Source organism: Lysinibacillus sp. PWR01 (genome assembly GCF_043359455.1).
Classification (GTDB): Bacteria; Bacillota; Bacilli; order Bacillales_A; family Planococcaceae; genus Lysinibacillus; species Lysinibacillus fusiformis_F.
This window is the reverse complement of record NZ_JBHERJ010000096.1, coordinates 101,636-114,789: the sequence shown is the minus strand read 5'-3', so window position 1 is coordinate 114,789 and position 13,154 is coordinate 101,636. Positions and strand designations below refer to the sequence as shown.

At 33.4% G+C, this 13,154-nt stretch carries 17 protein-coding genes; 11 read left to right on the top strand and 6 right to left on the bottom strand.

Annotation, left to right across the window (positions count from 1 at the left end; all coding sequences use genetic code 11):
* Nucleotides 1–66: 66 nt before the first annotated feature.
* The 4 genes from ACEVFT_RS22710 to ACEVFT_RS22695 form a co-directional block, all read right to left on the bottom strand.
* Complete coding sequence (locus tag ACEVFT_RS22710) at nt 67–822, bottom strand: TatD family hydrolase (protein ID WP_393951386.1); 756 nt, start codon at nt 820–822, stop codon at nt 67–69.
* Entirely contained in the window at nt 782–1,981 is a 1,200-nt protein-coding gene (locus ACEVFT_RS22705; protein WP_393951385.1) for a hypothetical protein, read from the bottom strand. The genes ACEVFT_RS22710 and ACEVFT_RS22705 overlap by 41 nt, the downstream gene beginning before the upstream one ends.
* Nucleotides 1,982–1,983: 2 nt before the next feature.
* On the bottom strand, nt 1,984–2,619 hold the full coding sequence (locus ACEVFT_RS22700) for a hypothetical protein (RefSeq protein WP_393951384.1): 636 nt from the start codon (nt 2,617–2,619) through the stop codon (nt 1,984–1,986).
* A 147-nt stretch (nt 2,620–2,766) separates the two neighbouring features.
* Nucleotides 2,767–3,123 carry a helix-turn-helix domain-containing protein gene (locus ACEVFT_RS22695; RefSeq protein ID WP_393951383.1) on the bottom strand — a complete coding sequence of 119 codons (357 nt, stop codon included), beginning with the start codon at nt 3,121–3,123 and terminating at the stop codon, nt 2,767–2,769.
* Between the two features lie 290 nt (nt 3,124–3,413).
* Between ACEVFT_RS22695 and ACEVFT_RS22690 the strand changes: the two genes are divergently transcribed.
* The 10 genes from ACEVFT_RS22690 to ACEVFT_RS22645 all read left to right on the top strand — a co-directional run bounded on the left by ACEVFT_RS22690 (nt 3,414) and on the right by ACEVFT_RS22645 (nt 11,396).
* Nucleotides 3,414–3,611 carry an XtrA/YqaO family protein gene (locus tag ACEVFT_RS22690; RefSeq protein ID WP_393951382.1) on the top strand — a complete coding sequence of 66 codons (198 nt, stop codon included), beginning with the start codon at nt 3,414–3,416 and terminating at the stop codon, nt 3,609–3,611.
* Between the two features lie 101 nt (nt 3,612–3,712).
* On the top strand, nt 3,713–4,276 hold the full coding sequence (locus tag ACEVFT_RS22685; RefSeq protein ID WP_393951381.1) for a hypothetical protein: 564 nt from the start codon (nt 3,713–3,715) through the stop codon (nt 4,274–4,276).
* A 132-nt stretch (nt 4,277–4,408) separates the two neighbouring features.
* Complete coding sequence (locus ACEVFT_RS22680; protein ID WP_393951380.1) at nt 4,409–4,978, top strand: hypothetical protein; 570 nt, start codon at nt 4,409–4,411, stop codon at nt 4,976–4,978.
* Between the two features lie 331 nt (nt 4,979–5,309).
* Nucleotides 5,310–5,588, top strand: coding sequence for a hypothetical protein (locus tag ACEVFT_RS22675; protein ID WP_393951379.1), 279 nt, complete (start codon nt 5,310–5,312; stop codon nt 5,586–5,588).
* A 696-nt stretch (nt 5,589–6,284) separates the two neighbouring features.
* Nucleotides 6,285–6,716, top strand: a complete 432-nt coding sequence (locus ACEVFT_RS22670) for a BrxA/BrxB family bacilliredoxin (protein WP_205443200.1) — start codon at nt 6,285–6,287, stop codon at nt 6,714–6,716.
* Nucleotides 6,704–7,492, top strand: a complete 789-nt coding sequence (locus ACEVFT_RS22665) for a class I SAM-dependent methyltransferase (RefSeq protein ID WP_393951378.1) — start codon at nt 6,704–6,706, stop codon at nt 7,490–7,492. Before ACEVFT_RS22670 ends, ACEVFT_RS22665 begins: the two co-directional genes overlap by 13 nt.
* 634 nt (nt 7,493–8,126) lie before the next feature.
* A complete protein-coding gene (locus tag ACEVFT_RS22660) occupies nt 8,127–8,930 on the top strand; it encodes a nucleotidyl transferase AbiEii/AbiGii toxin family protein (protein WP_393951377.1) in 804 nt (267 codons plus the stop codon).
* A 209-nt stretch (nt 8,931–9,139) separates the two neighbouring features.
* Nucleotides 9,140–9,619, top strand: a complete 480-nt coding sequence (locus ACEVFT_RS22655; protein ID WP_393951471.1) for an RNA polymerase sigma factor — start codon at nt 9,140–9,142, stop codon at nt 9,617–9,619.
* Complete coding sequence (locus tag ACEVFT_RS22650) at nt 9,619–10,134, top strand: hypothetical protein (protein WP_342534600.1); 516 nt, start codon at nt 9,619–9,621, stop codon at nt 10,132–10,134. The genes ACEVFT_RS22655 and ACEVFT_RS22650 overlap by 1 nt, the downstream gene beginning before the upstream one ends.
* A gap of 485 nt (nt 10,135–10,619) precedes the next feature.
* A complete protein-coding gene (locus ACEVFT_RS22645) occupies nt 10,620–11,396 on the top strand; it encodes a basic amino acid ABC transporter substrate-binding protein (RefSeq protein WP_393951376.1) in 777 nt (258 codons plus the stop codon).
* A gap of 64 nt (nt 11,397–11,460) precedes the next feature.
* Here ACEVFT_RS22645 and ACEVFT_RS22640 read toward each other — a convergent pair whose 3' ends face one another.
* Nucleotides 11,461–11,910 (bottom strand): SRPBCC family protein, encoded by a 450-nt coding sequence (locus tag ACEVFT_RS22640; protein ID WP_393951375.1) that lies wholly within the window; start codon nt 11,908–11,910, stop codon nt 11,461–11,463.
* A gap of 243 nt (nt 11,911–12,153) precedes the next feature.
* On the bottom strand, nt 12,154–12,591 hold the full coding sequence (locus ACEVFT_RS22635) for a MarR family winged helix-turn-helix transcriptional regulator (RefSeq protein ID WP_393951374.1): 438 nt from the start codon (nt 12,589–12,591) through the stop codon (nt 12,154–12,156).
* A gap of 150 nt (nt 12,592–12,741) precedes the next feature.
* Here ACEVFT_RS22635 and ACEVFT_RS22630 point away from each other — a divergent pair, with 150 nt between their 5' ends.
* Nucleotides 12,742–13,146 (top strand): Ohr family peroxiredoxin, encoded by a 405-nt coding sequence (locus ACEVFT_RS22630; protein ID WP_205443224.1) that lies wholly within the window; start codon nt 12,742–12,744, stop codon nt 13,144–13,146.
* The last annotated feature ends 8 nt before the right edge of the window (nt 13,147–13,154 follow it).

Genomic DNA, 13,154 nt, shown 5'->3' with positions numbered 1-13,154 from the left:
AAATAATATTGTAGAACAAATGTTCGTTATAAGTGTACAATAAAACCCCACCTTTTGGAAGTGAGGTTAGTATATATCTTTTTCAATCAGAAGTCGTCTGAAATTTTTAAATACAGTATTTTCAAAGTCGGGAATATTTTTTTCGAATTCTAAGTATATTCTTTTTAAATCTTTAGGATATAAAATTTTTCTATTCAAACGTGCAAATGGGCCGTCTGTTTCAAATAGAATCAAGTGTTTAGGAATCCTGCTCAAAATTTTTTGACCGTTTTTACTGTAAAGCATTTTAGGATTGACAGAAAAATAATAACCTTGGTTTGCAATCTCATCTAGGGTTGTTAATTTACCACTATACCAATGGAATATTGCATGCTTAACATTATTTTTCTTCAAAATACTTATAATAATATCTTCTGTACCTTTACTGTGAATAGAGTATACTCGGCCTTTGTTGAAGTTTTCAGATGTAATATATTCAAATGCATTAATTTGTGCTTGTTTGTTTACTTCATCTGAGTCTTGGAAATCTAAACCGACTTCCCCGATATACCTTGTTGTTTGTACATAATCACAAAATAAATCCTTATTAAATTTATATTCACTTGAAACCTGAGGATGATAACCGATACAAAGTCGTACATATTTAAAATTTTTAAATGATGATGAATGTTTCTTGAATATTTCAGGCAAGTTTGTCACAAACATTGCGTAAATCTTTAGCGATTCATATTCTAGAGCAACTTTCATTGGATCAGGATAAAAATCAATATGGACATGTGTATCAATTAGGGTCATATTTCTCCATGTACCTTTCGAATTCATTAGCGAATTTTATAAACATTATGTTATTTTTTTCTATATAATCATTCTCTTCATAATACCTTTCACTAAGGCGAGTTTCAATATATAATTTTTCATTTCTTATTAGGTTATAGTAATTCTCAAAATAATTAATGTTACTTTCATATTCAAATTTATAGCTTGATTGTTCTATGTCATCAAATTTAATTCCATAATTAAAAAAATATGTAGTATCATATTTTTCATTTTCAAACGCAGCAATGGATATTTTTCTTAATAGGCAGGGAATACATACACCACATTGACCAGTATGTACTACATCTTGCCTTTTTAATCTGCCTGACCCACAAGTAAATGTACTTGAAATTTGTTTTTTAAATTCTTCATTCATAGCATTTATTTTTTCACCTTTAGTAGAAAATATAAATGGATGATTTATTACAATATTAATATCTATCTTCCTCAATATATCCTTATAAAGATATATAGTTTTTGGGTGAGTTGTTTTTGTTGTAAATCTATTATTTATCTCAGGATTTAATGAAAGTACCCCATTTTCATATAAATATACATCATTTGACTCATTATAGTATGCTTTAGCAATTGCTAATGCAAGATAAAGCAACGAACGGGTAGACTGAACTAAATGATTCTTTTTTGGAACAGGTTTTGGGATAAGCATAACTTCTGTCGAAAAAGTTTCTAAATAAAATTTTTGTAAATTTTTTTGATATGTTGCTTCTTCACTTTTATTCAGGAATCCCAAATAATCACTTTTTATACTATCTTTATAATTTCTAAATGCTCCTGTTAAAGAATCTAATCCACCAGAAAATAATGTTACTGAATGGTTGTTTGGTAAAGGTAAGCTAAAGTTTTCTAATGAGTTATTAAATTCTAAGTTTTTATTTTGTATAAAACTAATATTAAATTGTTCTCCAGAAACCCAGTTGGCTAATTGATTAATTTCTTTTGAAATAGAGTTCCATTTTAAAGGCTCAAAAACTGGAATAACAATATTTAATTTTTTTCTTGAAGTAGAAATAACATCTTTATAGTATATAGCTCCCATTGTAGTTACTAAATCAATTATAGGTAGTTGTTTTACATCAGCGTAATCATAAGGAAAGCCAGTTAATAAAGAAGCGTGTAGGCTATTTAAAATCTTTATTGAAACCATATTTAGAACTCCCCAAAGCTTGCATTCTGTGTTTCTGAAACAATGGCATTAATTATATTAGTAATAGGAATTTTTTTATTAACAAATTCATCAACCAAGCTATAAATAGATGTGTTCATTATTTGATTAGTTAGATTTAAAATAAGCTCGTTTATTTTATCATATGGCACATCATCATAAACATTTTTTAATGTATCATATAAATCCTTTTTCAGTATTTCTTGAATGAGATGATAAAATAGAAGTTGAGCAAATATATAAATATCGAATTCTTCATCTTGAAGACATGTAGTCATTGCTATTTTATACGCTTTTTCAAGAAGTGAATTTGTAATTATACCTAAATCATCTAATTGATCAAGTATCATACTAAGAAATTCTTCAAGTGTTAAAGGATTGTCGATTACTTCTTTTTTAGATTTGCCTTTAAATCCACCAGTAGAAATTCCTTTAAAATTTCTTGATACAATTTCAAAGGATTGTATTATGCTCTTTTCTTCGCCTAAATGATTATTTAGTTCTTTTTTTGTTAAAACTTTTTTAGAAACTTCTGGTGCCAAATTCTTCAATTCTTGAAAAGGTTTATCTTTTAAAAGCTTTTTTACTTTATCAGAGATATTGCTTTTTGAAGTACCCATCTTATTTCCTCCAGTATTTTATAATTTTATGAAAAAAGTAATGTGTAAATATTACTATTAAGAGAATAAAAAAATATGATATATACCTTTTATGTTTTAATTTTACATATTAGGGTTGTCTTTAAGGACATGCCATTACAGCATGTCCTATTTTTTCTCGTTCTTTATGATTTCCCAAATGTTGCGAAGCTTGCGCACTGCTTCTTCATCTGATTCAGGAAGCTCCCTGTAAAATACATTTAATTCTGGATCATTGGCGAAGGCATGAAAAGCAGCTTCGTCTTTTTCTTGCTGTGTATTTGCTGGATTGTCTGTACGTCCAAGAAGGTAGTCAGTACTTACTTCAAAATAATCAGCTAATTTAGCTAGTGTTGAGTTATCAGGTTCACCTAAATTATTTTCATATTTTGCATAACCTTGTCTTGTAATCCCAAGTAAATCAGCCATTTCCTGTTGGGTCTTACGTTGCTGTGTTCTTAAGGCTTTTAAACGAATTGAGAGCATTGTAATCCCCCTTAGTTTAGTAAATATTAAACAATTTTTATTATATCGTAACAATGAGTTGCTGTGTGCAACTCATAGTTGCTAAAAGTATTATAAGCAACATATGGTTGCTTTGTATTGAGGTTATTAGGTAACTAAATGTTACTTTTAAGGAGAGGTGAAGCGTGAGAGAGAAATTAATTAAACTTCGAGGAGATAAAACACAGAAGTGGCACGAGGTCTTGAAATAACAAGACAAACGTTAAGTGCCATTGAAGTAGGTGTAAGAACAGCATAAGGGGGAAGCATTTATGCGTTTAAAACAACTAGAAATTTCAAGTGAGGGTATGTTACAAGTTGACATTATGGAACTACCTGAAAACTGTATCATTGTCTTGTCAGATGGTATTGCAAAATTCTCTGAGCTTCCAGCGCATACGAAGACTAAAATTTTTACTTATCAAGGGAAGGTAAAGCGAGTTGAATTTGATGAGGGGGAGGAGTTTTAGACTTAATTTTCTTCCCTTTATAAATCAACTAACTAATAAATATTGATATAATAGTATTAAATAGAATATATTACTATTTTTAATATTGGGGGAAAACTAATTTGAACGATAGAAGTATCAATATATTAAAGAGAACAAAAAATAGTTCAGTTGGCTATATTAGGGCAATTGAAAAGCAATTTCTAAAAAGGAATACAGTAGAAGAACATGTGGAATTTTTAAAAACATTTAAGAAATTTCATAGTAATGATGAAATTATATTTCTAAAAAATGCTCTTAAAAGTGAGAATTCTATTTTTAATATTTTGGTACAAAATATAACTAATGTTTTAATTGCGATGGCAACAGCATTTGTGGCTACTTTTGGAACTTTGTTAGTTATTATCTTTAATTTCTATAATGTCCATTTAGGGGTAGTAATGGAGGAGATTAGTAGTGGGAGTTCCACTACTACTCTTACAAGTGTATATGATAATTTTGCAGAAATAATTATTTTATCAACTAATTTAATAATGCCATTATTTGGATTGTTTTTTATTTTTGTATGTATTGTAATTGTAATTTTAGTGAATGGGAGATATAGGAAGATATCTAAGTATATAGGTTGGTTAGAAACTATTATCAAAATGGAGTGTGATATTGAAGAGTATGATAAAAAACAATAAAATTTTAAATGTAATATACATAGGTTATTTTTATATTATTTTTTATTTATGCACTATGATATTTATGAAAATTGAAGGTAATAAAAGGTTGTTGTTTTTATTAATAGTCCTTTTTTATTACTTATATATAGAATGATAATATCTGAGAAATTTGAAAAGTTAGTTGATAAAACAATGTCTTTTTATGGGACCTTCTCTTTTATAGCGCTGTTATCAATTATTTCTGTTTTATTAGGAACGTGGATACTCGAAAGAATATCGAAACTTTTTGATTATTTTGATATTGATATTTTTATAGAAGAAAATAATAAAAATTTAGCATTTTTTATTGTAATTATTATATCTATATTGTTCTTTATTATATATAACGTATTTAAATTATCAATTGAATATTTATATAAAATAGAGATTAGAGGGAAAAAAATAATAGAAATAAATGATAGACACGAAAAATATTTTGCTGGATGGACTGTATTTGCTGGTTTTATACCAATAATGACAAATATGATGTTAATGTCTATGCAAGAAAAAGAAACAGAAGTGGTAAAAGAATCTTTTGAGAAAAGTCAAAAGTCAGAAACTCTAACCACAACATTACTTATGAATGAAACAAATAATATTATTTTATTATTATTCTTTGTATGTTTGACACCTTATCTTTATTTCTTATTCAATGGAATACCTAAAACAACTAAAGAGTGAAGTTTTAACAACTCATCGTAGATGGTGTTTATGATAATATTTAGTATTTAACTAAAGGCTGGAACATTCTATTCTTAGGTAAGAAAAATGTATTATAAGACAAAAAAGAGATGAGGAAGTTAGATGCACAGAATTTCTACAGAAGAAGAAAAAAATTTTTATAATAAAGGTCTATCGTGGAGCATTGTGATAAATGGTATTAAAACTATGTAATGTGTTCAACATAATATACATTGAAGTGAACTAAAAGGGGCAAAAAGAGGAATGGAGATCATTTAAGAACTATGCGGATTTTTTACGCATTATCGATATCGTAAAAGCAAAGATTGAAATGTTAGAAGTAGATAAAGAATATTGGATAGGCAAGAATGGACATTTGCCATTTGCCTCAATAGGTGCAGGAAAGTATGGATTAGATATTACTTTACAACGTACAGATCGTTTGAACGGTCGTATTGCATCCCTTGAAGACAAATTAGAACATTATCAAATGATTGAAAAGGAGATTCGTAAAAACATGGAAAAGCTAGAAGGCTTAGAATATAGAATAGCTAAATGTAGATGTTTTCAATGGGTTAGGGCAATTTTTTTTCCATACGTACACCTTTAAACTTCCCGCCAGAAGTTTTTTGGTTCATGAAACTCCCTATATTTGTATCTCGTTTGATGTAGTTACAATTAGGTCCTTTGAATTGACTGCGATCTGTAACTGCACCATCGCGATGATTACCTGCATTACCAGCAATGATATCACCTCCTTTTAAATATATTACCAGTTAATACGTATAATAGATTAAAAGGTTTTAATATTATGGATTATTTAAGTGTTATTCTACTCAATTAGAGTTATTACACCTTTTAAATATAAAAGAACACCCTATGAAAACTTTCTAGTTAACCAACTAAAGCATCTGTTACTTAAAGTAAGAAAAAAGTCATATACTCACTCTTATTGAATAAATAATATTGCCAAAACGATGCATAGTAAATATTTAGAAAAATTTATAAGTCTATTATTCTCAAAGGTCTTAATTAAAAAGAATCTGTTTCACCATTGTTAAAGCTTGATTCTGGGCTTTTTTTAGTTCCATGAAATAAGTAACTATGATTGTATCTATTCCATTTTCAGATGTGTAACGACCCCAAATAAAACCACTATCCGTTACACAAAAAAGTCACCAAAATCACGAAAAAGTCACATTCCTCCTGAAAACCTACGAAATCAAGCAAAAAGCATGTCTTTGTACATTCACACAAAACCTTGCTATAATAAGCTTTGCGAATACATATGAAAGAGGGTAAAAGCATGAACGCTTATGATGAATATATGAAGCAGGTTGTGAAGCCGATGCGTGAGGAGCTTGTGGGGGCTGGGTTTACAGAGCTGACAACGGCTGATGCGGTGAATGAATTTATGGCGGAGACGAAGGGGACTTCGTTAGTGGTGATTAATTCGGTTTGTGGTTGTGCGGCAGGGCTTGCTCGTCCAGCAGCGCGTGAGGCGATTGCAGCGGTGAAGCCAGATCATCTTGTGACGGTGTTTGCGGGGCAGGACCCAGAGGCGACTGCGGCGATGCGTGGTTATTTTGAGGATGTGCCACCTAGCTCACCATCTATGGCGATTTTAAAGGATGGGGAATTGGCTTACTTTATCCCACGTGAACAAATTGAGGGATTCCCTGTGGAGCAAATTGTCTCTCATTTAACTGGCGTGCTAGAGCAAACATGCGAGAACTAAAAACGATTGTGACGACAGCGGGCAGACCAGACGATATATCGATGGCGCTCGCTGCTTTTGCGTGTCAAGAATTAGGTGCTGCATTTGAGCCACGGAAAAAGCGCTCTGTTCGCAAGATTTCACAGGACTTACAGGCACATGTGATGGTCGCTGGGAAGAATCGCTACGAGTATTATGCCTATGGGGCACAGGAGCCATTTTTCTTTCATCCCAATTCTGCGGCGTTTCGATTAAAGCGTGTTGCCCGTGGCGAGGCAGAGCCTTTTTTGGAAGCGGCACAGCTTCAACTGGGGGATTCGGTGCTGGATTGTACGTTAGGTTTAGCGGCGGATGCTATGTTAGCGGCTTATACAGTGGGTGAAGCAGGTCGTGTTGTGGGACTGGAAGCGAATCCGAATGTGGCATTTATTGTTAGACAGGGGATGCAAACCTATGATATAGCCGAGCTACCGTTAACTGCCTGTATGCGGCACATTGAGGTTGTTCAGTCTGAGGCTGTTCACTATTTAAAAACCTTACCAGACAATGTGTTTGATGTGGTCTATATGGACCCGATGTTTGAGGAGGTTATTGAAGAGGCCAATAATTTTCAGGCACTACGGCTAGCAGGGGAGCATGTGACATTAACGGATGAATGGGTTCATGAAGCCAAGCGTGTAGCGAAAAAGCGTGTGGTGTTAAAGGCACATTTTCGATCAGAGTGGTTTGCGACCTATGGCTTTCAGCAGCATGAACGAGTAACAGCAAAATTTCATTATGGTGTGTTAGACGTATAAAGGCTTGTTCTTGAGACAAGCCTCTTTTTAGTATAGGGTAATAAAAGATTGTTAGGATAATATGTAAAATTAGATATGCGAACCCTGATCTGCACAAGCCTTCTAATCAATGGTGTGTTGGCTTGCATTCCGTAGTAATCACATATTGACCTTTACTTTTATAAAATAGGATGCTATAATAGGAAACGTGCTATTTTAGGTAGCATATTTCCGTAATCTGGCATTCTGCTTTTTGTTTTTGTAGATACTTATTCACACTGGCGCATGCTTTGGGGCTGCAAGGACGCAAAAGATGGTAGGGTTTGCGTTGCTTAAGTTAGAAGGCACACAGTGGAATTTTACCGCGGTGATGAAACGAATCTGGTTTCAAGATAATATTCCCCAGACGATTGGGTTGAGACTTTTACAATTTACGAGAATGTTACCTATAAATGCTAAAGGGGTAGTTTCGCAACAGCGAGGCTGCCCCTTGTCTAATTTTTAGAGTCTGTCATGTCTAACTATGACAGGCTTTTTTGGTATACATTACCGTTTACTCTCATCCATAAATAAGTGATAATAAAAGCATGAATTTTAGTAAAAATCTAAATTCTCAATAAAGATATCAGAAAAATCAAAAAGGTGAGGGATGTCTATGGAAAATATCGACACACTATCTACGAATGTAGTAACACAATTAACAGAAATAGCTACATCACGGCAAGACAATATGGATCAGCTAGTAGCACGCTATTGCCAAGAAAGACTACTTTATCGTCTATCAGCATCATCCTATGACGAACAATTTTATCTAGATGGAGAGCTACTATTATTTGCATTAACAAATGGATTGGTGAAGCCCTCCAAAGAAGTCACACTGACAGCTCAAGCGAGTGTTCATCAACATGAAATTGTCAAACAGGCCTTTAAAGAAATTTGCTCGATGGCAGTACCAGAGGATGGCATTGAATGGGACGCACAGCAAATCGAATCTACTGTAACGAATGACAGTATTCATTTAACTATTCCAGCTACATTGGGCCAAATGACATCATACATAGAAGTAAGGGTTACCTTTAACGAAAACATGCGAATAACACCGAAGACTATTATTTTTCCGAGCTTGCTAGACAGTAAGGCAGCGGTGCTTTATACATATCCAACGGAATTCGTGATCGCACAAAAATTTATCGAAATATACCAGTATCCAGCATTAGAAAAGATTGAAAAAACAATAGGTGAAGTACAACAATTGCTACAAACGCAACCTATTGAAGGACGAAAATTACAGGCGTATATTGTGGACTTATTTGATCGTTATCATTTTACAATCGAGCTAAATCCTACGTTCGAGTCAACAGGGATTCTGAAACAATTTTTTAACCCTGTTTATGAAGCTATTTTGGCTGAGGATGAATTTTTTAAGCAATGGCAGTGTGACAATCAGGCTTGGCAATGATGAGAGAGAACCCGCAAATCTTCTATGGTTTGTGGGTTTTTGCATGCCTATTTTTCAGTAACCTAATAGCGGATAAGAAGGGGAATTTCATTTGGGATGTCTAATGAATGGTCTCTTCTTTTTTATTAAAATGTAAGTTGAAAAGTATCTGTTGCACGAATAATTGAAGTTGAATCGTATTATGTCGTGAAGGAGGTTAGGTGAAAAATATGATAAAGTTTGCTGGCTTATGTGTGCAAGAAATTGTTCAAACATATAGTGACACCCTTATACGAATTGCTGTACAACAGACCAAAAATATGGCTGAGGCGGAGGATATTGTGCAGGAGGTTTATCTGACACTTATGAGGCAGAAAAAGCCTTTTTCTCATGAAGCACATTTAAAGGCTTGGCTCATTAAAGTGACATTTAACAAGTGTAAGGATTATTTTAAGTCCTCACGTGTCAAGAAGACGGTACCAATAACAGAAGAAATGACCTTTATTGCAAAAGAGGAGCAGATGGTTCTCACTGAAATTTTTGAGCTTCCTCCAGAAGAGAGAGTCATTGTTTATTTACATTATTACGAGGGTTACACAACGGCAGAAATTGCTCATTTATTGGAGATCAACGTCAACACAGTAGGCTCAAAGCTGAGAAGGGCACGCATGAAGCTGAAGACGATTCTAGAAGAGGGGAGCAAAGTGTGATGAATGCTTATAAGAATGTGATGAAGCAGATTCATGCTTCTGATGAATTTAAACGTAAGATGCAGAAAGAAATGATGGAATATGAGAAAAAAGAAAAGAGGGCCTTTATGAAAAAAGTAAAAATAAGTGTAGGAAGCTTAGTAGCCTGTGCAGTGATTGCTGTCCTTGCTATGGTCAATATAAATCATGATACACCGATAGATTTAACGGAGAGAATTGTTGCGGATCACTCAGCTCCTGCAGCCAGTGCGCTAGTAAATATCGAAGGGACCATTACAGATGTCGGAGAAGATGGGCTGAGCTTTACGTTGGATAATGGCATGGAAGTAGTCATTACAGACAAAACCAAAATAGGAATAGATGGGCCGACAGCGCCACCTAAGGAAGAACAGTTTTTTGAGCCTACATTTAGAGTAGGTAATTTAATCGGCGGCTATACAGAAGATACCTCCGCACACCCAGTTCAGGCCGCTGCCATTTATACGAATTGGAATTTCGAAAATCCGATACGATGAAGGTCCAAATGGTCAAAAAAGAATTCCCTTAGGGGGATTCTTTTTCATGTTGTTGAAAAAAGATGATGTCACTAGCAGAAAAGACCTTTTGGTAAGGCGAGAGGTTGATTTACGCTCCGCCAACGTCCTCCAAAGTGCCATAAAGAGTAGTGAACACCTTCACTTTAGTTGAAAACCTTTGCTAAAAATACTATTTATTGCTTTGATTTTCAACACTATGAAAGATTCCCTTAGGAGGATTTTTTTTGCATATCTAATTTAAGGGAAGAATTGGATAAATATCCATCTTGTTTTTTACCAATAAATTCTTTTTATACTAAAAATAAGGTTAAATATTTCTATTTATAAAGAAATGATTATTTTTATACAAAAAAAGTATTGTCTAAAGAGAATATTGTCACTATAATTTACGTAATAGTCTTACATTTCCGAATTGCGAAAAATAATACGCATTATGGAAAAATATCAAACTAGGGGGATGGGCTATGAAAAGAAATTTAATGGTGTTGCTAACAATTATGGCAGCTTTCACGCTAGTTTTAGCGGGTTGCGGTGCGAAGGACAATACATCATCAGGTGATGGAGATAGTAAAAAAGTTTATAAGGTAGGCACTGAGGCTACATTTGCACCGATCGTATCACTCGACGATAAAGGGAAAATTGTAGGGATTGATGTGGATGTACTACAAGCAATCGCAGATGAGATGGATTTTGAAGTGAAATGGGAAAGTATTGGTTGGGAGCCTGTATTCCAAACAATTAAAAATGGTGAAACAGATATCGGTGGTGCAGGGATTACAATTACAGACGAGCGTAAGGAAACATTTGATTTTACTGAGCCGTATTACGAATCTCAATTATTAATCGTGGTGAAAGAAGATTCAAAGATCCAATCATTAGATGAATTAAAGGATAAAAAGATTTCCGTACAAATTAATGCTACTGGTCATATGGCTGCCAACAAGCTACAGGGTGAATCTAGTCCAAACATTCTTGCATTCGAAAATCAACCAATCGCTATTCAAGAGATGCTGAATGGCAACGTAGAGGCAGCAATTGGTGATAATTCAGTTGTTTATGAATACATCAAGGCACATCCAAATGACAAGATTAAAGTAATCAAAGATGATTCGTTTGAAAAAGAATACTATGGTTTCATGGTCCAAAAGGGGAACAAGGAGCTTTTAGATAAGTTAAATGAAGGCCTTAAAAAGATTAAAGAAAACGGTAAATTAAAAGAAATTACGGGTTCAGACTTTTAGTCATAAATAAACCGTAGAAGCTCATCACATGGAGTTCTACGGTTTATTTTTTTTAGGTGCTATTCTATTCTTGTGCTTCGGCGACTTTTTTGACACGATCTAAAAATTCAACGACTACTTTGTCCGAAGCAAACAATAAAAATAATTTGACAAACCATTTCAACGCATTATTTGTTACGGTATAAGTAAAGGAAGTCTCTGTTTCATTTATTTTATTTAATTCATAGTAAGCCGTAATTTCAAACAGATTAGCGAGTACAAAACCTACCTTCAATATTTTTTTATCGGGTGTATTCGTATATTCAAATGTTTCTACATCATACTCCTCGATACGTTTTCCTTCTTTATATTTTTGGCGATAAATGCTACCAACCACTTCTTCCGTTATGTTCACAGGCTTGTTTTCAATTACTTGTGGCATAATCTTCTGCAAATCAGCTAGAGAGCCATCAAGCAATTTCCAAACATTTTCGATGGGGGCATTTATGTTTATAGTCTTCGTCCATGTTTTCATCAATAAACACCTCTACTTCCAATATTATTTATTTCGTTAGTTTAGCCTCAATCTATGGTGCAAATTAAAGTAATCACTAAATGTAAGTATACTAAAATTTAAGCGTTATTACTTTAAATCGAGTCACAAAGGGGTGGGGGAAAACAAAAAAGATCGAAGCCAATATAGCCCCGATCCTTCTAACTTGCACATTTTTATACATACGCCGCTTATGACAAACCTAAACTTCGAAAAACAGTTCTCTTAATTTTCATCTTTTATTTTCCAGTCGTTGTATACGATATCTTGAAGTACATTTTTCAGTTGTACAAATTGCTGCTCCGAGATATTGGATTGCTTCATCACTTGGCGAGACACTTCTGGAAGTTTTCTTCGTACATTTGCGCCTTCATTCGTTAAATATATTTTCATTAGTCGTTCATCATCCTTCGAACGTTCACGACAAATGTAATTCTTTGCCTCTAATTTTTTTAATAATGGTGTTAATGTTCCTGAATCTAAAAATAAACGTTGTCCCAATTCTTTCACGGTTATCTGTTCGTTTTCCTCTAAAGCTAATAAAGTAATATAGCCTGTATAAGTAAGATCGTATGGCTTCAATAATAAGGTGTATTGTCGAGTGATTTCCTTTGATGTTGCATATAAAAGAAAGCACAGTTGATTATCTAAATGATTAGGCATAAAAATCCCCTCTTAAAGTTCTTCTACTACCATTTATATTAAAAATAAAGTTCCTACTTGTCAAACGCAATTAAATTGTGTACAATTCAATTTGTAAAAATTAGATTGTACACAATTTAATTAACAACAAAAGATAAGGGGTTTTTAATTATGAAAGAATTATACGCAACTACAATGATTAATGAAGGTGGCCGTAGTGGCACATCCTATGCAGAAGATCAATCATTATCGTTAAAAATTGCACCACCAGGCTCCAAACTAGACAATGTGACAAACCCAGAACAATTATTTGCGGCTGGCTATAGTGCCTGCTTTAATAGTGCATTAGATTTAATTAAACGCCAAAAGAAACTAAAAAACGCATCAACAATTAAAGTAACAGTTAAATTAATGGAACAGGCTTCTTTTGACTATGTGCTTGCTGTGGACATTGAAGGACATATTGAAGGCTTAGCACTGGAGGAAGCACAGGAATTATTAGAGGTCACACATACTGTATGCCCCTATTCAAAAGCCACAATGGGCAATATCAATGTAACAATAAAAGCAGTTTAATTTTCGAA